A 22,527-nucleotide genomic window follows, 5' to 3' on the forward strand; every position below is an offset into this window, starting at 1 on the left:
GCCGGCATCAGCCCGATTCCTCATGGCCGCGAACATTTGGTAGTAACTGGTTACTAAGGTAAATTCGGGCCATGGGCGCCAAGCGGAGCACCGCCGCGCAGCGGCGTGGGCAGGCGGTCGCGGCGGGAATGCGGGTGTTCGCCGACCACGGCCTGACGATGGCGGCGATCCAGCAGGTCGCGGACGAGATCGGGGTGTCGCAGCCCTACATGTTCCGGCTGTTCGGGAACAAGCGGTCGTTCTTCCTGGCCTGCCTGGACGAGTTCGAGGACCGGGTGCGCGAGGTGTTCCGCCGGGCCGCGGAGACGTGCCCGGACGATCCGCTGGAGGCGATGGGCGCGGGCTTCCGGGAACTGGTCGCCGACGGGGTCGTCAGCGGTTTCTGGTTGCAGGCGTGTGCCGCCGCGCGCCGGGACGAGGAGGTGGCGGCCCGCTGCCGCTCCGTCATCTCGGGAGTCCTCCAGGAGACCGAGCGGCTCACCCAGGCCACGCCTGACGACATGGCACGGTTCGCGGCCAGCGGCGCGCTGGTGGTGCTGCTCCAGGCGATAGGCGCGGACCTGACCGGTGGGAGCCGGGCGGCCGTGGCGTCCCTGCGTCCCGAAAGGACGAGTTCATGAACCCGCTCCTACTGCCCGTCATCGCCGCACAGGGGATATGGGTCCGATCCCGGACCGAACGGCTCCCCGAAGCCTCCGGCCCGGCCGAGGGAAGCGTCGGCGACGGGTCCGGCCCGCCGCTGCGGATCGCCGTCCTGGGCGAGTCGACCGCGGCCGGCTGCGGGGTGGGCACCCACGACGAGGGATTCGCGGCCGCCCTGGCACGCGAACTGGCCGCACGCGCCCACCGGCCCGTCACCTGGGCGGCGGTCGGGCGCAACTCCGCCACCGCCCACGTCATCCGCCACCGGCTCCTGCCGCGGCTCCCCGAGGACCTGGACGCCGCCGTGCTCCTGGCGGGCGTCAACGACGTGCTCACCCGGCGCGCCCCCGCGGCATGGGGTGAGGACCTCGCCGCCATCGTCAGCGGTCTCCACGATCGTGCCGCGCACGTCGCGGTGGCCGGAATCCCGCCGTTCGAAGCGTTCTCCTCGCTCCCGGCCGCGCTGGGCCGCTACCTCGCCCAGCGCGCGGACGCCCTCGACGCGGTCTCCCGGCGAATCTGCGCCGGGCGACCACGGACCACCTGGATCAACTCGGCCGGCATCGTGCCCGTGGGGCCGGACTTCTTCGCCCGCGACCGTTTCCACCCCTCGGCCGAGGGCTACCGCAGGTGGGCCCAGGCCGCCGCCGACCACATCGCGGTGTGACGCGCTTCCGCCCGCCCTCGCTCCTAGGGGCGTCAGGAAGGCGTCAAGGGGAGGTGGAAGCGGGCCGAGGTCCCGTCCCAGGTGGGGCGGGCCGTGGGCCACATGGTCCTCAGGGCGGCCAGGGCCTCCCGGTTCTCCAGCAGCAGGTCGGCGCGGAAGGCCGTGATGCGGCGGCGCAGGGCCAGGTCGCCGAGGCAGGTGACCAGGATGCGGGCCAGGCCGTGGCGCTGCCAGGAGTCGGCCACCAGGACGGCCAGGTCGGCGTCGCAGGGGCGGGTGGCGTCGCGGACGTATTCGGCGGTGCCGATCAGTTCGCCGTCCAGGACGGCGACGATCGCCTCGCGGTCCCAGTGGTCCAGGGTGCGCAGGGAGCGGACGTAGTTGTCGGGCAGGTGCGGGGTGCCGGCGAAGAAGCGGTGGTAGAGGCTGCGGCGGGAGAGCCGCTGGGACATGCGCAGGAGGCGTTGCTCGTCGTGGGCGCCGTACGGGCGGATGCGCACGTCGTCCACGCTGGCCAGGCCTGCGAAGCTGGGACTGGCCATAGCGAGTTGTGTCATGCAACTTATTGGACCGCGACAGGGTTGCTTCACGCAACTGGCGAAGAGGTCAGGCGCCGGGGCCTGGGCGGGCCTCGACGTCCCTGGGGCCCAGGGAGGCGCCGCAGGCGTCGCAGGTGAGGCGGGCGGTCAGCCTGCCGTCGCAGCCGCGGTGGCCGATGATGACGGGCGGGCCGTCAGGGGCGTAGTGGCGGTCGCCCCACAGGAGCAGGGTCATCACCGCGGGCCACAGTTCGACGCCCTTGCGGGTGAGGCGGTACTCGAAGCGGTCGGGACGCTCCTGGTAGCGGACGCGGCGCAGCAGGCCCTCGTCGCACAGCCGGGTGAGGCGGTCGGTGAGGACGTTGCGGGCGATGCCGAGATCGTCCTGGAAGTCGTCGAAGCGGCGCACGCCCTCGAAGGCGCTGCGGATGATCAGCAGCGTCCAGCGGTCGCCCACCACCTCCAGGGCGCGGGCCACCGAGCAGTTCTGCGAGTCGTAGGTGCGGGGCAGCACGTTCTCAGGGTAAGGCGTTGCGTGACGCAACGAACCCCCGGACGGCGTGGCGCCGCCCGGGGGTCCGAAGGAGACCTACTTGATCTTCTTGCCGGCCGACAGCAGGTGCTCGCAGGCCTCGACCACCCGCTTGGCCATGTTCTCCTCGGCGGCCTTGCCGTAGGACCGCGGGTCGTACTTCTTCTTGTTGCCGACCTCGCCGTCCACCTTCAGGACGCCGTCGTAGTTGCTGAACATGTGCGCGGCGATCGGACGGGTGAAGGCGTACTGGGTGTCGGTGTCGATGTTCATCTTGACGACGCCGTACGACACCGCCTGCCGGATCTCCTCCAGGCTGGACCCGGAGCCGCCGTGGAACACCAGGTCGAACGGCCGCTCCTTGCCGTACTTGGCGCCGACCGCGTCCTGGATCTCCTTGAGCACCTCCGGACGCAGCTTGACGTGTCCGGGCTTGTAGACGCCGTGCACGTTGCCGAACGTGGCGGCCAGGATGTAGCGGCCCTTCTCGCCCAGCCCGACGGCCTCGGCGGTCGCCAGGGCGTCCTCGGGCGTGGTGTAGAGCTTCTCGTTCATCTCGCCGACGATGCCGTCCTCCTCACCGCCGACGACGCCGATCTCCATCTCCATGATCACGCGGGCCTTGGCGCACTCCTCCACCAGTTCGGCGGCGATGGCCAGGTTCTCGTCCAGCGGGACGGCCGACCCGTCCCACATGTGCGACTGGAACAGCGGCTCCTGGCCGCGCGCCACCCGCTCCTGGGAGATCTTGACCAGCGGACGCATGAAGCCGTCCAGCTTCTCCTTGGGGCAGTGGTCGGTGTGCAGCGCGATGTTGACGGGGTACTTGTCGGCGACCACCCGGGCGTACTCGGCCAGGGCGGAGGCGCCGACGACCATGTCCTTGACGGTGGCGCCCGACAGGTACTCGGCGCCGCCCGTCGACACCTGGATGATCCCGTCGCTCTCCGCCTCGGCGAAGCCGCGCAGCGCCGCGTTCAGCGTCTGGCTGGAGGTCACGTTGATCGCGGGGTAGGCGAAACCGTCCTGCTTGGCACGGTCGAGCATCTCCGCGTAGACCTCTGGGGTCGCGATGGGCATGGTGAGCGTCCTTTCTTACGCGATGGTGCCGCCGGGCATCCGGCCGTGTGGACCGCGTCGCAGGCTTGGCCCCTACAACGGAAAGGCCGGGCGTGACGCGTCGGCCACCGGGCCGAGTCTCCGCCCGGTCCGCGGACCGACGGGCGCCACAGCAGTCAGTATCTCGAATTTTCCCGGTCAGGCCAGTCGTGGCACCTACGGAATGTCACCGGGCGCCACCGCCCCCGTGCCGGGGGGTATGCCCGTGATCTGGGAGAACAACGGTGTCGGCGGGGCGAACGGACGAGGACTGTTTACGGTGGGCCGACGCGCCGGCCGGTAGTCTCGGTTCGTGGATCTGGCGCTCATCTCCTCGAACATCACCGAATGGCTGCATCCCACGGCGTGGCTGCAGCTGTTCGGCACCTTCGCGACGATCGGCGTGCTCGCCATCATCTTCGCCGAGACCGGGCTGCTGGTCGGCTGCCTCCTGCCGGGCGACTCGCTGCTGTTCACGGCGGGGATCCTCACCGCGGTCACCGAGGTCAACGGCCAGAAGTTCCAGCCGCTGTCGCTGCCCTGGCTGCTGGTCGGCGGGCCGATCGCCGCGATCGTCGGCGCCCAGCTCGGGCACTGGCTCGGCGCCCGGTACGGCCGGCGGCTGTTCGACCGCCCCGACTCCAGGCTGTTCCGCCGGGAGTGGGTGGAGAAGGCCGAGTACTACTTCAACCGGTTCGGCCCGGCCCGCGCGGTGGTGCTGGCGCGGTTCATCCCCATCGTGCGGACCTTCCTCAACCCGCTGGCCGGGATGCTGGGCATGCCGCCCCGCCGGTTCCTGGTCTGGAACGCCCTGGGCGCCGTGGTGTGGGCCGACGCCATGTTCCTGGCGGGCCACTTCCTCGGCACCAGCGTCCCGGACATCGAGCGCTACATCCTGCCGGGCGTGGCGGTGATCCTGGTGCTGTCGGTCATCCCGATCGTCCTGGAGGTGAGGAAGGGCCGGCGCCACGGAGCGAATAAGAATGGCTCTGAAGAGTCACGTCCGTCGCTCAGCAGTGACACTTATCGCTAACCTCCCCATGTGGGACGTCATCGGTCGGACCCTCGGGGTCTTGCGCGCATACTGATCGCGGCCGTGGCCGTGATGCTGGCATTAGCGCTTCTCGTCGTCGGCGGGGTCGCGCTGGTGAACGCGCTGAGCTCCGACAGCGAGGGCGGCCCCCCGGAGACGGCCGCCACGGCCGGCACCGCCGGCACGCCCGGCTCCGCGGACCCCGCCCCCACGCGCAGCTCCAGGTCGCGGAGCGCCGCCTCCACCCCCCTGGTCATCCGGGTGATCGGAGCGCCCACCAAGGTGGTCGTGACCGTGCCGGAGACCGGCGAGGTGCTGCAGCAGGGCGTGCTCAACACCGGCGAGGAACGCCAGTACGACAAGGCCCCCCTCCAGGTGGTCGCGGCGGACGGCGGTGCCGTCGAGGTGCTCATCTACGGCCGCGAGCAGCCCCGCGCGACGGCCGGCGAGCGCAAGAACTGGTTCGTGCCGTCCAGGGGGTGACCCTCGGGAGGTGAGCCGCGTCGCGGACGGTGCCCGGCGTGCCCGGGCACCGTCCGTCGCGCACGCGTGGGTCCGCCCTCAGGAGACGCCCAGATCGTCCAGGACGAACGGATGGCGGTACTCCAGGCCCTCGGCCGCGATGCTCTCGGCGGCGCCGCGCTCGACGATCGTGGCCACGGCGACGACCTCCGCGCCCGCCTCCCGCAGCGCCCGCACGGCCGTCAGCACCGAGTTGCCGGTGGTGGAGGTGTCCTCAACGGCCAGCACGCGGCGGCCCGCCACGTCCGGGCCCTCGATGCGGCGCTGCAGGCCGTGCGCCTTGCCCTCCTTGCGGACGACGAACGCGTCCAGCTCCCGGCCGCGGGCCGCGGCGGCGTGCAGCATGGCCGTGGCCACCGGGTCGGCGCCGAGCGTGAGCCCGCCGACGGCGTCGTAGTCCAGGTCGGCGGTCACGTCCAGCATGACGCGGCCGACCAGCGGCGCCACCCGGCCGGACAGGGTGATCCGGCGCAGATCCACGTACCAGGACGCGCGCCGCCCGGACGACAGCACGAAGTCGCCGTGCACGACGGCCCGGTCCTTGATCTCTTTCAGCAGGTCATCACGATCGCTCACATCACCCAACCCTATTGGTGCCGTTCCATGCCCTCATGACCGCGCCGTCCCGTGTAGCGTGGCGGCAACCCGCCACGGGGCCGTGGGAGGTGGAGCGATGACGCCCGGGACCCTCGTGCTGCTGCACACCCCGCACGCCACCGCCGGCATGTGGGGCGACCTGCCCGAGGTGCTGCGCTCGTACGGGCTGGACGTGGTCACGCCCAACGTCGAGGGCGAGGACGGCACGCGGTACGTGGCGCGGGCGTCGCTCATCATCGCCGCGACGGCGCCGGCCGCGCCGCTGGTGCTGGCCGGGCACGGCGCGGCGGGGCCGCTGCTGCCGGGCGTCGCGCTGGCGCAGCGGGCCGCGCACCGCAAGGTCGGCGGGTACGTCTTCGTCGACGCCGAACTGCCGCGTCCGCTCACGCACGACCACGGCGTGCCGATGCCGCCCGACTGGCCGGAGGCGCCGTGCGGCTACCTGCGCACCCGGTCGGCGCGCGGCGAGCACGACCGGGCGATGCGCGAGGCGCGGCTGCGCGGCTGGACCGTCAGGGAGCAGGCGCCGCCGGCCGGCGTCGCGCAGGCCCTGAGCGAGCTGATCGCCGCGCTGTGAGCGCTCAGTTGTTCTTCAGCAGGTCGTCCAGGAGGGCGTCGTAGTCGTCCTCGGCGCGGCCGAGGTCGACGCGGGCGCGGTAGCGCAGCCGCAGCAGGGCCTCCAGGCTGTCCTCGGCGATGGCCACGTCCTCGGGGCCGGGCTCGTCGGGCCGGTCGGGCTTCTCGCCGGTGGTGACGGCCCTGCCCGCGGTCGCCGCCTCGGATCCCGCGCCCATGCCGGTGCCGACCGCCCGGTCGCGCAGCGCGAGCACCACGTCGGCGCCCGTGGTGGCCCACTCGTGCGCCCCCGCCGCGTCGCCCTGGGCGTACAGCACCTCCGCGACCGCGCGGTAGACCTCCGGGTCGCGCGGGTCGTCGGCGCGGATCTCCTCGACCAGCTTGCGGGCCTCGTCGGCGCGGCCGAGCTCGAACAGCGCGTCGGCCAGGTAGGCGCGCGGGTCGCCGTAGGTGTCGCCGCCGTCCTCGATGGCCATGCGGTAGGACTCGGCCGCCTTGTCGTGACGGCCCGCGTGCTGCCACTGCTCCCCCGCGCGCAGCAGCACCTTGGCGCGTGACACCCCGCCGGACACCGACTCGGCGAGCTCGCCGAGCCGCCGCGCCGCGCTGATGTGGTCGCCCGTGCGCAGGGTGTCGAACTCCAGGTCGTCGAGATCGTCTTCCGTCACATGGGTCACGCTTCAACGCTACCCGTCACTCGGCGAACGAAGCGGGTGAATCGAGGATGATCGTGAATTACCTACATGTTCAGCGAAGAATCTCGCTGATCTTGCCTTACCGGCGGACCGGTCCGCTGTGCCGGGTGGCCGCCCTGGGTGGCCGGCCGGGCCGCCGCGCCGGCGGTTCAGCGGCGGGAGCGTTCGAGGGCGTCCCAGAAGCCGCGGCGCAGCGCGTGCCGCACCTCGTCGTGCAGCAGGAAGTCGATCGGCAGCGAGGAGCCCTGCAGCAGGCGCGCCTCCAGGTCGGAGGGCATGCGCGGCTTGCGGGCCAGCACCGCCTCCAGCCACAGCGCGGGCGCGTCGCGGGCGACCGACTCGCCGAAGTCCTGCCCCTCCTGGTGCGCCGCCTTCACCGCGTCGGCCAGGGTGGGCGTGTTCTGCTGGACGGGCACCGGCGCGATCTGCTGCGGGCCGGTGTAGGGGCCGACCGGCTGGCCCGGCACGGGCGTCTGCCCGGACGAGGGCGACGGGACGTACTGCGGGCCGGTGGTGCTCTGCGGGGCGGTGGTCTGCGCGGTCGGGGCGGGTGTGGCCGGCGCCGGTTGCAGGGGCCCGGTGGTGGACGACGGCGGCGGCGTGCCGGGGAGGGACCCGGGGGTGTAGCCGCCCGTCCCCGTGCCGAGGTCGGAACCCGAGCCCAGCCCGGACGTCCCGGACGAGCCCAGGCCGGAGCCCGAGCCGATGCCGGAGGACGACCCGATCCCCGAGCCCATGCCCGATCCCATCCCGGACGTGGAGCCGATGCCGGACGTCGAGCCGATCCCGGAGGAGGAGTCGAGCCCGGAAGGAGAGCCGAGCCCCGAGCCGGAACCGATGCCCGTCCCGGAGCCGAGCGCCGGCGGGCCTGAGCCGGTGTCGGAGGACCCGGGCTTGGCGGCGCCGATCCCCGATCCGATGCCCGACCCCAGGCCGGACGTCGTGCCGCCGCTCGTGCCGAGGCCGGAGGCCGACCCGATGCCGGAGGACGAGCCGATGGGGGACGACGAGCCCACCCCCGACGAGCCCACCCCGGACGAGCCCATTCCGGAGGGCGTGCCGAGACCGTAACCGCCCGACGACCCCGATCCGGTACTGGGACCCGCGCCCATGCCGGACGACGACGGCCCCGACGACGAGCCGGTCAGCTGCGGCGGCCCGGTGAGCGGCGTGGAGGGCGGCGGGCCGCCGGGCGAGACGCTCTGCAGCGGGCCGAGCGCGCCGCCCGCACCCGATCCGCCGCCGTGCCCGTTGGACAGCGGCCCGGCGGGCAGGCCGGACGAGCCTGTGGCCGACTCCACGCCCGCCAGCAGGTTGACGTACGGGCGCAGCTGCCCGGCGGCCAGCTCGATGAGGTCGTCGCACTCCTGGCGCAGCACCCGCGAGATGGTCCAGTTGCCGTCGACCGCCACGTGCACCACGGTCACCCGGACGCCGAGGTCCTGGGCGTCCGCGACGACCTGGGCGAGGTCCTCGTCACCGCTGACGATCACCGCGTCGGCCAGCGCGCCGTTGCGGGCCAGCGTCATCAGGTCGCGGTGGATCTCGGTGTCGACGCCCTCGCGGCGGCCGGGACGGATGCGGCCGAGGCGCAGCTTGAGCCCGGGCAGGTCGGCCAGCGCCTCGTGCTCGGGGGAGCGGCGGCCCTCGACCGTCGCCTCGTACCAGTAGCAGCGCAGCAGCGGCAGGCCGGTGCGTTCGCGGGCGAGGCCGCCCAGCAGCTGCAGCAGGCCGCCGAAGTCCCAGGAAACGGTTTCCCGATGGCGGGTGCCGTGCACCGCCATGGCGCCGTCCGCCAGCAGATAGCCGGCGTCCACGAACAGCGCGCAGCGATCCATGCGGCACCGCCTTTCCTCAACTCGGGACCTCTCCGGGGACCCACTGCACGGTCAGGTTCTTCGGGGTGACCATCTCGGGTGGCCCGCCCTTCCTGCTCGCCCGGACGTGAGCCGACGGAATTGACCCGGCGTCTATAGCGTAGTGAAGGCCGCTGGCCACGTAAGCCGATACGGCGATTCGCCACTCTTTCATGACAGGTGGTCGGGCGCGAGCCCGCGAGGCGGCGAATCCGGCGGTCGACCACCCCACCCGGCTTTCGCGGACTGTCAGCGCGGGACGCTACCAGCCGTTCCGGTCTGTCCATAATGCATCCGCATGATCTTTACGGGAAGAATCGGCTTCGCGGTTCAGTCGTGGGGTGTCGGAAACCAGAAGTTAACCGGGGAAGGGCCCGGCGACGGTGAGGACCCCCGGCAGGCAGGCGTCCCGCCCGGTGGTGAAGGCCACTGTCCCGGCGCGACGGAGAAACGCCGGGAAGACATCGACATCTATCCCGAAGGACAGCTCCGAGTCGATCGCGCCGTCCGCGGAGCCGTCCAGGACATTACGGGGATCGCGGTCACCCGACGTGGGCACGAGCGGACGTCCGTCCAGCAGCAGCCGGTCGCCGGGCAGATCCGCGTCGCCCTCCCAGGTCACCGCGCCGACACGGCCGGGCCGTGCGCCGGTGAACAGCCCGCCCACCGGCGCGTCGAGCCGCCGCCGCAGCCCCGGGCCGAGCGCCGGGGCCCGCCTCGCCCCCAGCGTGTCGAGCACCATGGCCTGCTGGTGCGGCGCGTCCGGGGACGCCGCGACCACCACCAGCGCCCACCCCGCGTACCGCGCCACGCCCGTGCGCAGCGGCGGGTCGGCGCCCCACCACACGCCGCCGCCGTACTGCCGCACGAGCGAGGTGACGTCGGCGAACGCCTGGTAGACCGGGCCGCTCGGCAGCCGTCCGCGGCTCACCTCGGTGGCGCGGATCGTCCGGTACGACCCGCCCGGCGGCCGCAACTCCAGGGTGACGGGCCCGTCGGCGCGTGCCGTGGCCGACCAGTACAGCCCGGCCCACAGCACTTCCGGTCGCCTGGGCAGCCGCACCCGGGCCGCACTCGACGTTCTCGTCGCGTTCGAACCGTCCCGGTCGAGGCGCCGCATCCGCCACCGGTCGTTGTCGCGCCGCTCGCCCTCGCGGCGCACCGCGCGGCGGCAGCCGGAACGAGAGTGCTCGCAGGTGAGCAGCGCGTTGCCCGCGTGGACGACGCGCAGGTTGCCGTCGGCGGCGAAACGGGCGGGCAGGCCGTCGCGCATGACGCCGTGCGGGGCGCGGGCCTCGGCGGCGTCCTCGCCGTCCGAGGTCACCGTGGCCGCAGGCGGCGTGTCGTAGGGCGCCGCAGCGTCGACGTCGACGTGCAGGTACGCGGTCGTGACGGCGCCCGGCGGCAGCGGCGCGCGGGTGCAGCGCACCCGGCTCGCCCCCGGGCGGCAGTGCCAGCCGTCACCGGGCGCGTGCCGCTTCGTGAACAGCGCCGCGTCACGTCCGGTCGGGCCGCCCGCGTACGTCACGCCGGGCGGCAGGGCGACGTCGGCGACCAAGTCTCCGCTGAGGCCGGCGCCGTCGTTGCCGACCGATATCGCCACGATGCCCGGCTGGTCTCGCACCAGCGCGCCGACCGCTCCGATGCGCACCGTCAACCGTGCCGGAGGCTGCACGGCCGGGGGATTCGCCGAGGGCGACGGAGTGGGCACGGGGTGGGCTCCGGGTTCGGGGGCGGGATCGGTTTCGGGGTCGGCTCCGGGGGCGGGGGAGCGTGACGACGGCGTGTCGCGGGGCACCGGCGGGGTGACGGCGGGCGGCGGTTGGGCGGCGGGCGGTTTCGGGTCCGGTGCCGATTGGGGCGGTGCGGGAGAAGGAGAGTGGGCGGGTGGCCGGGGTGTCGGCTGGATCGGCTCGCTTCCCGACATCAGCACCAACGCGAGTCCGACCAGCGCCGCCAGGGCCGCCGCCGCCCCAGCGCCGAGCGCCTGCCGCCGCTTCGGCAGCCGCCGCCACCGGCCGAGAACGCCGCCGAACACCGACCCGCCCTTGGCGGCGCCGACGTACGCGGTGGTCGCCGCGCCCAGGAACAGCGGGCCGATGACGTCGCGCAGCGCGGAGTTGATGACGGTCAGTTCCGCGTAGATCGCCTTGCAGCGTTCGCAGTCGTCCAGGTGACGTCCGACGGGACGCGACTCGCGCCTGGACAGGCCGCCGCGCACGTACGAGCCCATTTTGTCCAGCGTCGCGCGGCACTCCTCGTCCAGCGGGGCGGCGGCGGGGTCTGTGGTGGGCAGGTGCATCTGCAGGTACGCCTGGCGCAGCCCTTCACGCGCGCGGTACGCCAGCGCCGCCACGCCGTTGGGGGTGAGGCCGAGCAGCGGCGCCACCTCGGCCGGTCTGGCGCCCTCGATCTCGGTGTGCCACAGCACCGTCTGCCAGCGCTCGGGCAGCGACCGGAACGCCCGCACGATCATCGAGCGCTCCAGCCCCTCCAGCGCCGGGTCGACGAACGGGACGCCCGGGTCGTACATCTCGATCTGGTCGGTGGACTGCAGCCGCCGCTCGCCCCGGTACCGGTCGTAGACGGTGCGGCGGACCGCCGTGAGCAGGTACGGGCGGAACCCCGAGCGGGGGCCGCCGCCACGGCGCAGCATGTCCAGGACCTTGGCGAAGGCGTCCTGCACGACGTCCTCGGCGGCGTCGGCGCCGATCAGATGCCGGGCCAGGGTCCGGGCGGCGGCCAGGTGCCGTTCGTACAGCTCCGCGTAGGCCGACATGTCACCGGCGTGGATGCGTGACATCAGGGCCGCGTCGCTCGCCTCCGTCGCGCTGGGGTCCGGCGACGCGGCGTCGCTCACGAAAACCTCCCGGGCCGATCGAGGCGGTCCCTAGGCGGGCCGCGCCGGTTCACCGAACACTTATCGTGACTCCACAGACACGTAAAGTCGCGCAAGATGATTCCGCAAACCGCGTCATGACCCAACCGTTTCGCCGTCTCCGATGGTGAGGACGCGCCGGCGGGCCGCCCCCGCCGGTGACCGGCCCTCCGGGCGGGCGACGCTGTGCGGCGAGCGGAGGCGGCATGACGAACCTGGCGGGCGGGTCCGCGGCATGGCCGTCGCGTGCGGACGGCTCGCCGCCCTGGCGGCGCCAGGGCGGCGTGGTGGCGAGCGACCTGCGCACCGTCTTCAATGGCGGGAAGACGTTGACGCCTGGTCGGCACGGGACGCGTCGCCTGCTCGCCGGGACGTTCTCGTCGGCTCGTTCCCGGCCGGCGCCCGTGAGAACGACGCGTACGGGCTCGGCCGTCCCGGCGACGGCGTTCTGGTCAGAGCCGAGCTGGTCAGAGCCGAGCTGGTCAGGGCCGAACGCCTGCCCGCCCCGTACGCCGAGGGGCGGGCCCTTCTCGAAGCCTTAGGGGGTTGATGGTCCGGGGCCGCGGCGACCGGACGGAAGGGCCGCCGCCGTCCCGTGACCGCGCGGGCGCCATCGGCGTCGTCGGCCCCGAAGAGGGGGCGGGGCGGGCGCCGATGGCCCGGTGGGAGGCGTCCGTCCCGTCGGAGGGGGCGGGACGGACGCCGCCTCCGTAGACGCCGTGGTCAGTCGGTGAGCTGGATGTCGCGCAGCTCGGACAGTTCGGTCTCGGTGCGCGGCGTGCGCCAGCGCACCCGGCACTCACGGCCCGACAGTTGCACCGTCGCGATCGCGTTGTCGAACCACGGCCCCTCGGTGATGCGCCACCGCAGCGGCGGCGGGGCGACCTTGGCCAGCCGCGCCAGCAGCCGGAACGCTCCCGCCGTGCCCGGCACGGTGGCGATCTTGTTGGCCCAGCGGAACGTGCCCAGCAGCTGGTTGCGGAACGGCGAGCACACGATCTGCGAGATCGTCGACGTGGTGTCCGGGGAGGTGACCCGCGCCAGGTAGGAGTAGTGGATGTCGCCGGACAGGAACGAGATGCTCGCCGGAGCGGCACCGCGCTCGCCGCGCGCCACCGCGAGCACGTCCTCGGCCACCGCGCGGAACGAGGCGTTGAACGCGGCCCAGTGCTCCAGGTCGGCCGCCTGCCGCATCTTCTCGCCGACCCACGCGCCGCTCTTTCCCCAGGCGCCCTCGGCCATCGCCTCGTTCCAGTTCTCGGCGTTGTGGATCGTCCGCGGCAGCAGGTACGGCAGCGAGCTGGCGATCAGCAGGTGGTCGCGGTCGCCCTGGCACTGCTCGTCCAGCCAGCGGAACTCCTCGTCGTCCAGCATGCCGCGGCGCTCGGAGGTCAGCAGCCGGGAGCAGCGGCTGTCCACGACGACCAGGCGGGTGCCGCCCCAGTCGTGCGCGTAGCTCCAGCGCGTGGACGCCGGGTCGCGGTCGGCCCGGTCGGCGAACTCGTCCAGGATCTCGGCGCCGTCGCCGCCGTGCTCGGCGGCCGCGAGCACCGCCTTGTACACCGGGTCGGCCGCGCGCTCCTCCGGCGCCAGGTTGCCCAGATGCTGGTAGATCCAGTACGAGCCGATGCCGCCGATGATCCGGTCGCGCCACCACGGCGTGGCCTCCATCTGCTGCCGCCACGCGTAGGAGGTGTTCCAGTCGTCCCGGATGTCGTGGTCGTCGAAGACCGTGTAGGTGGGGACGGTCGACAGCAGCCAGCGCACCGCCGGGTCGTCGCGCCAGGCCAGCCGGTACAGGTAGGTGTAGTCCTCGAAGTCGGCCAGCTCGTCGTAGGGCTCCTGGCCGGCCTTGCGGCGCTGCGCGATGAACGCGCGCATCTCGTCGCTCAGCTCGTCGGCGTACACCTGGTCGCCGACCATCAGCAGCACGTCCGGCCGCTCGCCGCCGCTCGCCAGCGCGTGGCCGTAGGCGGCCAGCGCGTCCAGCCCGTGCCGGTTGGCCTTGTCGGGGGAACGGCGGCACGACCCGAACGCGATCTTCAACGTGTCGGGTTCGCTCGCCATCGTGCGGATGAGGCTCGGGGGAAACGGGGACTGGGGCTCCGGCCACACCGTCTCACCGTCGAGCGTCACCTCGTACGGCACCGTGGAGCCGGGCTCCAGGGTGTCGACGTCGACGATGGCGTAGTGGTGCCCATGCAGGGTGAACGTCCGAGCCGCGGCGTCCACGCCGTGCTCCCGTGACACGACGCGCACCTCGCAGGGGGCGTCGGTCTCCACCCAGACGGTGGCGGTTCGCTCGCTCACATGCCTGAGCAGGGGCCCGAGTACCAAGGCGGTCATAGCTGGCTCTCTATCGAACGGGGGATGGCCATGTCCATCATTCCGCTCGTTTCCCGCGGTCTCCCGGGCCCCTGCCAAATTCCTTAGCGGGCGTTCACGGATACGACGTTGTAGGGCGTGGTCGGAGTGGGGGTGGTGGTGAAGCGCGCGTTGGGCATGTAAAGGCGTCCCTTGAACGCGGCCACGGTCGTCGGTACGTCGAAGCGGGGGTCGGTGATACGGCGGAGCACCTTGGCGGACGTGCCCTTGTCGTTCACCTTCAGCACGGCCACGGCGTTGGTACGGTTCTGCACCACGTAGAGGGTGTTGCCCCGCAGCAGCAGGCCGTCGCCGTTGACCACGGACTCGCCGCCCAGGTCAACGGTGCGCGCGACACCCGTCCTGGGGTCGACCCTGAACAGCTTGCCCGTGGTGCTCTGCACGACGAACAGGCCCTTGCCGTCGGGCGTCTTGGCGATGCCGTTGGCGTTGTGCCCGGCCGGGTCGTAGACGAAGTCGCCCGACAGCGGAAGACGCTGCGCTGCCTTGGGGAGCTTGCCGCCGCGTCCCAGTGCGAGCTTGTAGAGGGCCGGCTGGGGCGACATGGAGTCGGTGAACCAGGCCGCGTCCCCGGTGAGCACCACGTCGTTGATGAACGTGGTGCCGCTGCCCAGCTGGTAGGTGGCCAACACCTTTCCGGTACGGGTGTCGATGACACGGGCGTTGCCGGCGTTCCCTCCGGAGGCGAACAACCGCCCGGCGGCGTCGATCTTCACCCCGGTCGTCGGGGTGCCGGGGCCCTGGCTGATCACCTTGCCCCGGCCGGTGCGCAGGTCGGCGCGGTAGATGCTGCCGTCCGCGAGCGAGCCCAGGTAGGCGTACGGCCCGGGGCCGATCGCGATGCCCTCGGGCCGGAACCCGTCCGGCAGCGCGAACGTCACCGGGTACGTCGTGTGGTGCTGCGCGACGGCGCCCGCGGGGGCGGCCGCGGCGTGTGCGGCGGGCGCCGTGGCGGCGACCAGCCCGACGGCGGCCAGCGAGGCCGCGGCCACGGTGATTCGGCGGCTCATGGAGATCGTCCCTTCTCTCATGCGACCAAGATTTCCAGGGACGCGCCGCCTGGGAAAGCCCTTTCCCATGACCGGACCGCGCCACCCGCCCCCCTGCCGCACCGCGCCCCACCCCAGTGCCGCCCCCACCCCACAACACGATCAAACCGCCGTCCCGGTTCCCGCGCACCGTGTCAACGCCGCTCAACCTCGGCGTCAGGGCCGCACAGGCAAAACGACGTAGATCAATTTCCATGGAAGAGAGATCTATGTCAGAGTTCTTCCTCCAGCGACAGGTGTGACGTTTACCTATCAGGTGCATACTTAGGGGGAGGCCGACGGTTGAAGGTGTACTTCGCCGATCGGCGACTGCGCGATCGATGTGCCGATGATCGGGAACTGCGGAAGGAGTACGGCGCCGAGGGAGCCAAGAAGATCAGGCTGCGGCTGGCGGTCCTGGCGGCGGCCGAGTCGCTGGACGACGTCATGCGCGCCCCTGGCAAGTGCCATCCCCTTCAAGGGGACCGCGCGGGCTGTTACGCCATGATGCTGCATGCGGGCTGGCGCCTGGTCTTCCAGCTGTTCACGGGGAGGGACGGCGAGGAGAGCGTGTTCCGGTTGATCGCCATCGAAGACGGGCAGGAAGCGCCGGGCGCCCCGGGCGAGGTGGCCGCACTGGTCACCGAGATCGTTGACTACCACGGATGAATGACCGGGATCGGGGGAGGAGGAGCGACGGTGACCAAGGATCCTGTGGTTGACGTCTATCCGGCGGGTGAGCCGAACTACGCCGTGCCTCCCGGCGAGACCATCAGGGAGTTCCTGGACGAACTCGGCATGAGCCAGCGGCAGCTCGCCGTCCGGCTGGGGCTGACGGCCAAGCATGTCAACCAGCTGATCCAGGGGCTGGTTCCGTTGTCCCCCGAGGTGGCCCAGCGGCTCGAACTGGTGACCGGCATGTCGGCACGGATGTGGAACCGGCTGGAGGCCGACTACCAGTCCGCACGGCAGCGTCTGCGCCATCGCGGGGACATGGCGGAACTGACCGCTTGGCTGGCGGAGATGCCCGTCTCCGAACTGGTCCGGTGTGGTGACCTTCCCGCCGAGACGGACGATCCCCGTGACCGCGTTCATCAGCTTCTGATGTTCTTCGGCGTCGCACACGTGTCGACCTACCGGGAGCTGTATGAAGCGCCCGCGCTCGACTTCCAGCGCACCAGGGCACCCGGCGCCAGGCCAGGCGCGGTCGCGACGCTCCTACGGCTCGCCGAGCTCAAGGCCCGCGATATCGCCTGCGATCCGTACAGCCGGCAAGGTCTCGAAGCGTCACTCGACAAGCTCCGGCAATTGACGTTGCAGCCGCCGGGCGTGCTGCTGCCGCTGATGCGCGACATCTGCGCGCGCAACGGCATCGCCGTCGTCATCGTCCCGGATTTCGCCGACACGCACGTCAAGGGCATGACCCGGTGGTTGTCGGCGGACAAGGCGATGGTCGCGTTGAGCACTCATCACGACAGTGCGGGCGAGTTGTGGTTCACCTTCTTCCGGGCGATCTATCAGGTCCTCAGACACGGCCGGACCAAGTCGATGGTGTGGATCCATGACGGCCGTCCCGGCGTCGACCCGATGGAGCGCGAGGCGGACGCGTTCGCGCGTGACCTGTTGATCCCGCCCGACCAGGCGGCCGGCCTGGCCTCGCTGGACAGTCCGGACGAGGTGCGGAGGTTCGCCGACCGGATCGGTGTCGCCGTGAGCGTGGTGGCCGCACGCCTGCCCGGCAAGGTGCGCATGCGGGGCAAGCACGCTCGCAATATCGACTTCTCGGAGTTCTGTCACGCTAGGTGAGTGAGTCCAAGGGGTGTGCTCGGCGGGCCGTGGTGATGGCCTGGGGACACCGGGCGGGCGTCGTCGGTGGCTTTGTTGCTACTCGTTGGGCGCGGGGAGGGGGGAGCGCGGGACGCCGGTCTGAGCGGCCGTTTTCTCGGTGTCCTGCGTTGCGGCCCACGTGCCGAGCAACCGGAGCGCCTCTGCGGAGTGCGATCCGGGTTCTGCCGCGTAGGCGTAGAGCCAGCGCTCCCCGCCGATCCGGCGATCGCGTCAGTGGCCGCAAAGCACAACGTCTCGGCGGCGCAGATCGCGCTCGCCTGGCTGCTCGCCCGCTACGACCGCATGCTGCTCATCCCCGGCACGAGCTCGGTCGCCCACCTCGAAGAGAACCTGGCCGTCGACGGCATCCAGTTGGACGACGACGACCTCGCCGCGCTCGACCGCGTCACCCACCTCGGTGCCCCGGGCTTCTGATTCGGAACGGACCGATCGTGGCCGCCGGCTCATCCGGCGGCCACGTCGTCCAGCCGGCCGGGCGTGGATACTCAGGCGATCTGAGTAGCGGCGCGGTGCCGTCCGGCTCGCCGGGACGGGAGCCTGGACGGCATGAGGCGAACGTTCGGACGCGCACTGGCGGCCACCCTGCTGGTCATGGTCCTGAGCATGGCCGACTGGGCGGCCTGGCTCGGCTGGGACCAGCACATGGACGAGCTGCCGGACGGCAGCGTCCGCGGGCCCTACGAGGCCTGGCAGGTGATCGGCCTGGTCGGCGTCCTGCTGGTCATCGGCGTCGTCGTCGCCCGCCGGGTGTCGGCCGTGGCCGCCGTGCTGGGCGCGACGCTCGGCATGACGGCGGCCGCGGCCTACGACTGGTCGGACGACGCCAGCGGCCTGTGGGTCATCGGGGCGGGGCTCGTCATGCTCGGCACCTTTGTCGTGAGCCTCTTCGTCGCGGTCCTCGCGCGCTTCGTCAGGCGTCCCGCGCACTGAGCGTCGTGCCCGGCGTCGACAGCGGGGGTGTCGACGCCGGGTCGGGGATCGCCCGTCTCAGCGGGGCACGAGGACGACCTTGCCGCGGTTGGCCCGTGCCTCGATGACACGGTGGGCCTCGGCCGCGTCCTCCAGGGGAAATGACGCGTGGACGGCGGGGCGCAGGCGGCCGTCGATGTGCAGCCGCCACAGCTCGCGCTGGTGGCGTTCGTACACGTCGCGCCGCAGGCCGGCCAGGTGGGCCATGGCGAAGCCGATGACGGCCGTGCCCCGCATGCGCAGCTCGTTGACGTCCACCTGCCCGCCCACGCCGTTGAACGAGACGAGCCGTCCCAGCGGGGCGAGCGCCCGCAGGCAGGACGCCTGCACCTCGCCTCCGACGCCGTCCAGGACGATGTCCACCGGGTCTCCCCAGTCGTCCTGGTCGTAGGTGACGACGTGATCCGCGCCCAGCTCGCGGACGAATTCCGCCTTGGCGACGTCGCCCACGGCGGCGACCACCCGGCTCGCGCCCAGCGCGACCGCCAGCTGCACCGCCAGATGACCGACCCCTCCGGCGGCCGCGGTGACCAGCACGCTGTCGCCCTTGGCGAAGCCGCCCGCGTGCAGCGCGCCCCAAGCCACCTGGCCGCTGCGCGACACCAGCAGCGCCGCATGGTCGTCGACCGCGTCGGGCACGGGCGTCATGAACGCGGCGGACACCGCGGCGTACTCGGCGTAGGCGCCGCTGAAGGCCAACCCGGTGACCCGCTGGCCGATCTGCCAGCCCGAGGCGGACGGGCCGATCGCCGCGACCCGTCCGACGATCTCGCCGCCGGGCGTGTGCGGCAGCGGTACCCCGGCGCCTTCCGGGGAGCCGTGGGTGAGCCGGACGACCGGGAGCGTCACCCCGATCGCGTCGACCTCGACCAGCAGTTCCCCTTCTCCGGGCTCGGGTGTGGGCACCTGCTCGGCTCGCAGCACCTCAGGGCCGCCGTACTGGTGAAAACGTACTGTGCGCATCGCTGACCTTCCTTTCGTGACGGGGGGCGAGGGACGTCCGGCCGCGCGGGGTGCGGCCGGACGGCGTCGTCACGGCGTGTTCCTGATCAGCATGCGCTCTCCTCTCCGACTGACTTCAACGGTGTTGAAGTTCAACGGTGTTGAAGTCTGCGCCATACTGGTCGGGCGCGTCAACCGGATAGGGAGGGACGGCGATGCGGCTGACCCGCGACCAGGTGGTCGCCGGAGGGCTCGACCTGCTGGACGAGGTGGGCCTGGACGGGCTGACGATGCGCCGGCTGGCGGCGTCGCTGGGCGTCCAGAACGGCGCGACGTACTGGCATTTCTCCAGCAAGCAGGCCCTGCTGGAGGCCATGGCCGACCGCATGCTCGCCGACGTCGCCGCCGGGCTCGACGCCGGCCTGCCGTGGGACGGGCGGATCGTCGAGACGGCCCGCCGGCTGCGGAGGGCGCTGCTGTCCCGGCGCGACGGCGCCCGCCTGTTCTCGGGGGTCTTCTTCCCCCTGCCCAACGCCCTCGCCTACGGCGAGACGATGATCGGCGTCCTGCGCGACGCGGGCCTCGGCGCCCGTGACGCCGTGTGGGCGGTGGACGCCCTCACCTACTACGTCGTCGGCCACGCCGCCGAGGAGCAGCTCGCCGCCGCGGTCCCCGAGGCCGCCGCCGACCGCCTCACCGCCGCGCTCGATCCCGAGCGTCACCCGCACATGCTGGCCGCGGCGGACGACCTGGCCGCGCCGCACCCGGAGGAGCACTTCACCTACGGCCTGGAACTCCTCATCGAAGGGATCCGCGGCAAGATCCGTCAGTTGTAGATGGCGGCGCCCTTGGAGCCGGTGATCTTGTCCTCGTCCCCGTCGCGGGCCTTCGGCTCGAAACGGACGACGGCGCCCGTGTGGTCGATCTTCCGCACGGTGACGGTGAGGCCGGCGCCGAGGCTGAACCAGCCGGTTCCCCGGTTGTAGGCCTGCACGGACTCGCCGTTCGTCCGGATGACGACGTAGGTCATCTTGTTGGGCGGCACGTGCGTGACGAGGAACGTCGTGATGCCGAACCTGGGGGCCAGCGGTATGGCGGTGGACCTGCCCCGGACGAGGATCTCGCAGTCGGCGTCCTTGCACGCCTTCACGTCCGCGCCGTCCGCCCCGGTCAGCGCGGGGTGCGGCAGCGGAAGCAACGGGGTGGCGGTCGCGCTCTTCTCGGCGGTGGACTGGTCGGACGACGAGGAGCATCCGGCCGCCAAGAGCACGGGAACGAGCAGCGGGAACGCACGCCTGACGAGCGTGATGTGACTCATGGTAGGTCTTCATAGCAGAGCGTGACCGAAAGGGATCCCGGACGTGCCCGCGCGTCAGGGATCCTGAACCGTTCCGTGGTCTTGTAGGTAGACAGAACGTTCTATATGGTTCCGTGTCATGGACGACGCCAGTGGACGCACACCCCCCGCCCGGGAACGGATCCTGCAAGCCGCCGACCAGCTCTTCTACGCCAACGGCATCAACTCGACCGGCGTCGACGGCGTGATCGAGGCCGCCGGGGTCGCGCGGATGACCTTCTACAAGCACTTCAAGGGCAAGGACGGGCTGATCCTGGCCTACCTCGACGGCCGCGAGGTGCGCTGGCAGGCGCTGCTCGACCGCTGCATCACGCAGGCCGGGGACGACCCCCGCGCCCGCCTCCTCGCCGTCTTCGACGCGCTCAGGGAATGGGCGACCTCGCAGACCCGGTACCGCGGCTGCTCCTTCGTCAACGCCATGGCGGAACTGGCCGACCCCGACCACCCCGCCCGCACCGTGGTCACCTCGTACAAGCGCTCCCTGCGCGACCGCATCTTCGAACTTGCGCAAGCGACCGGCGTGGCCGATCCCGGACTGCTCACCGACCAGCTTCTGCTGGTCTACGAAGGCGCCATCTCGAATCGAACCTTCGGCAACGTGGACGACGCCTGCGACAAGGCCCGTACGACGGCCCGCCAACTGATCGCCATGGCTTGAGCTCGCGTCCGAGAGCGGAGACGGTCGTGGGGTACCCGTCCCGCTAAGGAGAGCCCATGGCGCACATCGAACTGAACAACGACGCCCCCGGAATCCTCGGCCTGATGCACTACCGTCCGGAGACCGCGGGCCCCCTGAACGCCCTGGCCGAGGTACTGCTGCGCGGCGACAGCACCCTGACGCGCGGCGAACGCGAACTGATCGCCGCCTACGTGTCCAACCGCAACGAGTGCCGCTTCTGCGAACGCTCCCACGCCGCCTTCGCCGCCGCCCAGCTCGACGAGGGCATGACCCTGGTCGACCAGGTACGCGCCGACCTGGACAGCGCGCCGGTCTCGGCGAAGATGCGCGCCCTGCTGCACATCGCGGGCGCCGTCCAACGCAGCGGCCGCGACGTCACCGACAAGCACATAGCCGCCGCCCGCGACGCCGGCGCCACCGACGTGGAGATCCACGACACCGTCCTGATCGCCGCCGCCTTCTGCATGTACAACCGCTACGTGGACGGCCTCGCCGCCACCACCCCCGACGACCCCGCCATGTACGAAGCCGTAGCCGAAAACCTCATCAAAACCGGCTACCAACGCCTGACCTGACCCCGTCCGAAGGCCGAAGGGGCCGACTATATGGTCGGCCCCTCCGGCCTTCGGCCGCGGATTCAGAGTGCCAGGGCCGCAAATGAACAGGCCCCCGCCGAAACGGCGCGACGGGGGCCGACGAAGGTGTTCTCACCGAGAGCGGTGCTTGACCCAAGTCCGTCCGGCCTGAGCGGCACGGGCGCGGAAGTCCTTCGCCTCTTCCGGGCCATGGAGCGCCTTGTACTCCCGGAACAGCGTCCACAGCGCCGCGACCCCGGTCACGGCGTCGGCGGACGCAGTGGCCCAGCCGGGATGATCGGCCACGAACGCTTCGGCTTGGGCGGGGCTGTGCCCGGCCTCGATGAGGCGGGGTACCAGGAAGGCGACGTCGATCCAGGAGGCCCCGGCACAGGCGAAAGCCCAGTCGATCACCATGACCCCGGCCCGGGTGACCTGGAAGTTGCCGGGATGGGGGTCGTAGTGCAGCAGAGACGGCCCTGTCACAGCCTCCGGAGAGAACCCGGCCACCGCTTCCGCGTACATCGCCCAGTGCGGCTCGTCCGGCCGCTTGGCCAGCAGAGCGGCGGCTTTCTCCTGGAGCGCGGCCAGGTTGTCGCCCACGGGCGGGGCGTCCTCCCAGGCGTGCCGCGAGTTGACACGCCTCATTGCCTCCAGAACGCCGGGAAGGTCAGGCGAGCCGGGCGAAAGATCGGCGTCCCGCCCGTCCACGTGCTCGAAGACCAGCGACACCCAGCCCTCAGAGTCGCCTGACCACAGCACCCGAGGCGCGGGGACGTCACCCATCGCCTGATTGGCGTCGCGCTCCCGCCGATACAGCCGGGCGGCGGGGTGCTCGCCTGGGATCCCCTTGAAGAAGAAGGCCCGGTCGCCGGTGTGCAGACGCGCAGCCAGACCCGGCATCAGCCCGCCGGTGACGGCCTCGGCCTTGAGGATCTGGCCGCAACGAGCCTCGATGACGGCCCGGTGCGCTTCGGGAACGGCCTCCCAGTGCAGTCCACTCACCTCAGGCACCCCTCGGATCGTCCGCGCATCCGGCATAACACTGGCTGCACTTGCTGGACGGGACTCCCCGCCGCCCGCATCGCCGCGACGGTAACCCGACCACC

The 22,527-nt window shown here is 71.9% G+C and carries 24 protein-coding genes; 12 read left to right on the forward strand and 12 right to left on the reverse strand.

What is annotated here, in order from left to right; genetic code table 11:
* The first annotated feature begins 71 nt into the window (after positions 1-71).
* On the forward strand, positions 72-620 hold the full coding sequence (locus ABD811_RS41345) for a TetR/AcrR family transcriptional regulator (protein WP_344958799.1): 549 nt from the start codon (positions 72-74) through the stop codon (positions 618-620).
* A complete protein-coding gene (locus ABD811_RS41350) occupies positions 617-1,309 on the forward strand; it encodes an SGNH/GDSL hydrolase family protein (RefSeq protein ID WP_344958801.1) in 693 nt (230 codons plus the stop codon). Before ABD811_RS41345 ends, ABD811_RS41350 begins: the two co-directional genes overlap by 4 nt.
* Positions 1,310-1,341: 32 nt before the next feature.
* Here ABD811_RS41350 and ABD811_RS41355 read toward each other — a convergent pair whose 3' ends face one another.
* The 3 genes from ABD811_RS41355 to fbaA all read right to left on the reverse strand — a co-directional run bounded on the left by ABD811_RS41355 (position 1,342) and on the right by fbaA (position 3,460).
* Positions 1,342-1,866: a GNAT family N-acetyltransferase gene (locus ABD811_RS41355; RefSeq protein WP_344958803.1), complete on the reverse strand. Its 525-nt coding sequence runs from the start codon at positions 1,864-1,866 to the stop codon at positions 1,342-1,344.
* A gap of 49 nt (positions 1,867-1,915) precedes the next feature.
* Positions 1,916-2,362 carry a winged helix-turn-helix transcriptional regulator gene (locus ABD811_RS41360; protein WP_344958805.1) on the reverse strand — a complete coding sequence of 149 codons (447 nt, stop codon included), beginning with the start codon at positions 2,360-2,362 and terminating at the stop codon, positions 1,916-1,918.
* A 75-nt stretch (positions 2,363-2,437) separates the two neighbouring features.
* On the reverse strand, positions 2,438-3,460 hold the full coding sequence (gene fbaA, locus ABD811_RS41365; RefSeq protein ID WP_344958807.1) for a class II fructose-bisphosphate aldolase: 1,023 nt from the start codon (positions 3,458-3,460) through the stop codon (positions 2,438-2,440).
* 331 nt (positions 3,461-3,791) lie between these two features.
* Between fbaA and ABD811_RS41370 the strand changes: the two genes are divergently transcribed.
* Both ABD811_RS41370 and ABD811_RS41375 read left to right on the forward strand, forming a co-directional pair.
* Positions 3,792-4,511 (forward strand): DedA family protein, encoded by a 720-nt coding sequence (locus ABD811_RS41370; protein WP_344958809.1) that lies wholly within the window; start codon positions 3,792-3,794, stop codon positions 4,509-4,511.
* A gap of 72 nt (positions 4,512-4,583) precedes the next feature.
* The gene (locus ABD811_RS41375) at positions 4,584-4,994 is read left to right on the forward strand and encodes a hypothetical protein (RefSeq protein WP_344958811.1); all 411 of its coding nucleotides are present in this window, start codon (positions 4,584-4,586) and stop codon (positions 4,992-4,994) included.
* 78 nt (positions 4,995-5,072) lie between these two features.
* Here ABD811_RS41375 and pyrE read toward each other — a convergent pair whose 3' ends face one another.
* Positions 5,073-5,609 carry an orotate phosphoribosyltransferase gene (pyrE, locus tag ABD811_RS41380; protein ID WP_344958813.1) on the reverse strand — a complete coding sequence of 179 codons (537 nt, stop codon included), beginning with the start codon at positions 5,607-5,609 and terminating at the stop codon, positions 5,073-5,075.
* A 97-nt stretch (positions 5,610-5,706) separates the two neighbouring features.
* On the opposite strand from pyrE, the gene ABD811_RS41385 reads away from it, so the two are divergent.
* Entirely contained in the window at positions 5,707-6,207 is a 501-nt protein-coding gene (locus ABD811_RS41385) for a hypothetical protein (RefSeq protein ID WP_344958815.1), read from the forward strand.
* Between the two features lie 4 nt (positions 6,208-6,211).
* Here the strand turns inward: ABD811_RS41385 and ABD811_RS41390 are convergent, their stop codons facing one another.
* The 5 genes from ABD811_RS41390 to ABD811_RS41410 all read right to left on the reverse strand — a co-directional run bounded on the left by ABD811_RS41390 (position 6,212) and on the right by ABD811_RS41410 (position 15,030).
* Complete coding sequence (locus tag ABD811_RS41390) at positions 6,212-6,883, reverse strand: tetratricopeptide repeat protein (RefSeq protein WP_344958817.1); 672 nt, start codon at positions 6,881-6,883, stop codon at positions 6,212-6,214.
* A gap of 167 nt (positions 6,884-7,050) precedes the next feature.
* Entirely contained in the window at positions 7,051-8,739 is a 1,689-nt protein-coding gene (locus ABD811_RS41395; protein ID WP_344958819.1) for an NYN domain-containing protein, read from the reverse strand.
* 376 nt (positions 8,740-9,115) lie between these two features.
* Positions 9,116-11,617: a sigma-70 family RNA polymerase sigma factor gene (locus ABD811_RS41400; protein WP_344958821.1), complete on the reverse strand. Its 2,502-nt coding sequence runs from the start codon at positions 11,615-11,617 to the stop codon at positions 9,116-9,118.
* Positions 11,618-12,358: 741 nt separating this feature from the next.
* On the reverse strand, positions 12,359-13,981 hold the full coding sequence (locus tag ABD811_RS41405; protein WP_486303624.1) for an alkaline phosphatase D family protein: 1,623 nt from the start codon (positions 13,979-13,981) through the stop codon (positions 12,359-12,361).
* A gap of 83 nt (positions 13,982-14,064) precedes the next feature.
* The gene (locus ABD811_RS41410) at positions 14,065-15,030 is read right to left on the reverse strand and encodes an SMP-30/gluconolactonase/LRE family protein (RefSeq protein ID WP_344958825.1); all 966 of its coding nucleotides are present in this window, start codon (positions 15,028-15,030) and stop codon (positions 14,065-14,067) included.
* Between the two features lie 321 nt (positions 15,031-15,351).
* Between ABD811_RS41410 and ABD811_RS41415 the strand changes: the two genes are divergently transcribed.
* The 4 genes from ABD811_RS41415 (at position 15,352) to ABD811_RS41430 (ending at position 17,826) form a co-directional block, all read left to right on the forward strand.
* Positions 15,352-15,717 carry a type II toxin-antitoxin system RelE/ParE family toxin gene (locus tag ABD811_RS41415; RefSeq protein WP_344958826.1) on the forward strand — a complete coding sequence of 122 codons (366 nt, stop codon included), beginning with the start codon at positions 15,352-15,354 and terminating at the stop codon, positions 15,715-15,717.
* Between the two features lie 30 nt (positions 15,718-15,747).
* Complete coding sequence (locus ABD811_RS41420; protein WP_344958828.1) at positions 15,748-16,854, forward strand: HigA family addiction module antitoxin; 1,107 nt, start codon at positions 15,748-15,750, stop codon at positions 16,852-16,854.
* A gap of 255 nt (positions 16,855-17,109) precedes the next feature.
* On the forward strand, positions 17,110-17,310 hold the full coding sequence (locus ABD811_RS41425) for an aldo/keto reductase (RefSeq protein ID WP_425549513.1): 201 nt from the start codon (positions 17,110-17,112) through the stop codon (positions 17,308-17,310).
* Between the two features lie 132 nt (positions 17,311-17,442).
* Positions 17,443-17,826, forward strand: coding sequence for a hypothetical protein (locus tag ABD811_RS41430; protein ID WP_344958833.1), 384 nt, complete (start codon positions 17,443-17,445; stop codon positions 17,824-17,826).
* Positions 17,827-17,883: 57 nt separating this feature from the next.
* Here ABD811_RS41430 and ABD811_RS41435 read toward each other — a convergent pair whose 3' ends face one another.
* On the reverse strand, positions 17,884-18,828 hold the full coding sequence (locus ABD811_RS41435) for a quinone oxidoreductase family protein (RefSeq protein ID WP_344958834.1): 945 nt from the start codon (positions 18,826-18,828) through the stop codon (positions 17,884-17,886).
* Between the two features lie 194 nt (positions 18,829-19,022).
* On the opposite strand from ABD811_RS41435, the gene ABD811_RS41440 reads away from it, so the two are divergent.
* Complete coding sequence (locus tag ABD811_RS41440) at positions 19,023-19,643, forward strand: TetR/AcrR family transcriptional regulator C-terminal domain-containing protein (protein WP_344958836.1); 621 nt, start codon at positions 19,023-19,025, stop codon at positions 19,641-19,643.
* Here the strand turns inward: ABD811_RS41440 and ABD811_RS41445 are convergent.
* Positions 19,634-20,125, reverse strand: coding sequence for a hypothetical protein (locus ABD811_RS41445; protein WP_344958837.1), 492 nt, complete (start codon positions 20,123-20,125; stop codon positions 19,634-19,636). The genes ABD811_RS41440 and ABD811_RS41445 overlap by 10 nt on opposite strands.
* A 118-nt stretch (positions 20,126-20,243) precedes the next feature.
* On the opposite strand from ABD811_RS41445, the gene ABD811_RS41450 reads away from it, so the two are divergent.
* Entirely contained in the window at positions 20,244-20,822 is a 579-nt protein-coding gene (locus tag ABD811_RS41450; RefSeq protein WP_344958839.1) for a TetR/AcrR family transcriptional regulator, read from the forward strand.
* Positions 20,823-20,878: 56 nt separating this feature from the next.
* Positions 20,879-21,418: a carboxymuconolactone decarboxylase family protein gene (locus ABD811_RS41455; protein WP_344958840.1), complete on the forward strand. Its 540-nt coding sequence runs from the start codon at positions 20,879-20,881 to the stop codon at positions 21,416-21,418.
* 132 nt (positions 21,419-21,550) lie between these two features.
* On the opposite strand, the gene ABD811_RS41460 is transcribed toward ABD811_RS41455, so the two are convergent.
* On the reverse strand, positions 21,551-22,432 hold the full coding sequence (locus tag ABD811_RS41460) for a phosphotransferase family protein (RefSeq protein WP_344958841.1): 882 nt from the start codon (positions 22,430-22,432) through the stop codon (positions 21,551-21,553).
* Positions 22,433-22,527 lie beyond the last annotated feature (95 nt).

The organism is Actinomadura miaoliensis, assembly GCF_039536785.1.
GTDB lineage: Bacteria > Actinomycetota > Actinomycetes > Streptosporangiales > Streptosporangiaceae > Spirillospora > Spirillospora miaoliensis.

What these genes read in the sequence shown, in the direction of transcription:
- ABD811_RS41410 (WP_344958825.1), bottom strand. Translation starts at nt 15,030, where the DNA reads ATGAGCCGCCGAATCACCGTGGCCGCGGCCTCGCTGGCCGCCGTCGGG.
- ABD811_RS41385 (WP_344958815.1), top strand. Translation starts at nt 5,707, where the DNA reads ATGACGCCCGGGACCCTCGTGCTGCTGCACACCCCGCACGCCACCGCC.
- fbaA (WP_344958807.1), bottom strand. Translation starts at nt 3,460, where the DNA reads ATGCCCATCGCGACCCCAGAGGTCTACGCGGAGATGCTCGACCGTGCC.
- ABD811_RS41430 (WP_344958833.1), top strand. Translation starts at nt 17,443, where the DNA reads ATGAGGCGAACGTTCGGACGCGCACTGGCGGCCACCCTGCTGGTCATG.
- ABD811_RS41440 (WP_344958836.1), top strand. Translation starts at nt 19,023, where the DNA reads ATGCGGCTGACCCGCGACCAGGTGGTCGCCGGAGGGCTCGACCTGCTG.
- ABD811_RS41435 (WP_344958834.1), bottom strand. Translation starts at nt 18,828, where the DNA reads ATGCGCACAGTACGTTTTCACCAGTACGGCGGCCCTGAGGTGCTGCGA.
- ABD811_RS41375 (WP_344958811.1), top strand. Translation starts at nt 4,584, where the DNA reads ATGCTGGCATTAGCGCTTCTCGTCGTCGGCGGGGTCGCGCTGGTGAAC.
- ABD811_RS41405 (WP_486303624.1), bottom strand. Translation starts at nt 13,981, where the DNA reads ATGACCGCCTTGGTACTCGGGCCCCTGCTCAGGCATGTGAGCGAGCGA.
- ABD811_RS41345 (WP_344958799.1), top strand. Translation starts at nt 72, where the DNA reads ATGGGCGCCAAGCGGAGCACCGCCGCGCAGCGGCGTGGGCAGGCGGTC.
- ABD811_RS41445 (WP_344958837.1), bottom strand. Translation starts at nt 20,125, where the DNA reads ATGAGTCACATCACGCTCGTCAGGCGTGCGTTCCCGCTGCTCGTTCCC.
- ABD811_RS41450 (WP_344958839.1), top strand. Translation starts at nt 20,244, where the DNA reads ATGGACGACGCCAGTGGACGCACACCCCCCGCCCGGGAACGGATCCTG.
- ABD811_RS41395 (WP_344958819.1), bottom strand. Translation starts at nt 8,739, where the DNA reads ATGGATCGCTGCGCGCTGTTCGTGGACGCCGGCTATCTGCTGGCGGAC.
- ABD811_RS41350 (WP_344958801.1), top strand. Translation starts at nt 617, where the DNA reads ATGAACCCGCTCCTACTGCCCGTCATCGCCGCACAGGGGATATGGGTC.
- ABD811_RS41355 (WP_344958803.1), bottom strand. Translation starts at nt 1,866, where the DNA reads ATGACACAACTCGCTATGGCCAGTCCCAGCTTCGCAGGCCTGGCCAGC.
- ABD811_RS41455 (WP_344958840.1), top strand. Translation starts at nt 20,879, where the DNA reads ATGGCGCACATCGAACTGAACAACGACGCCCCCGGAATCCTCGGCCTG.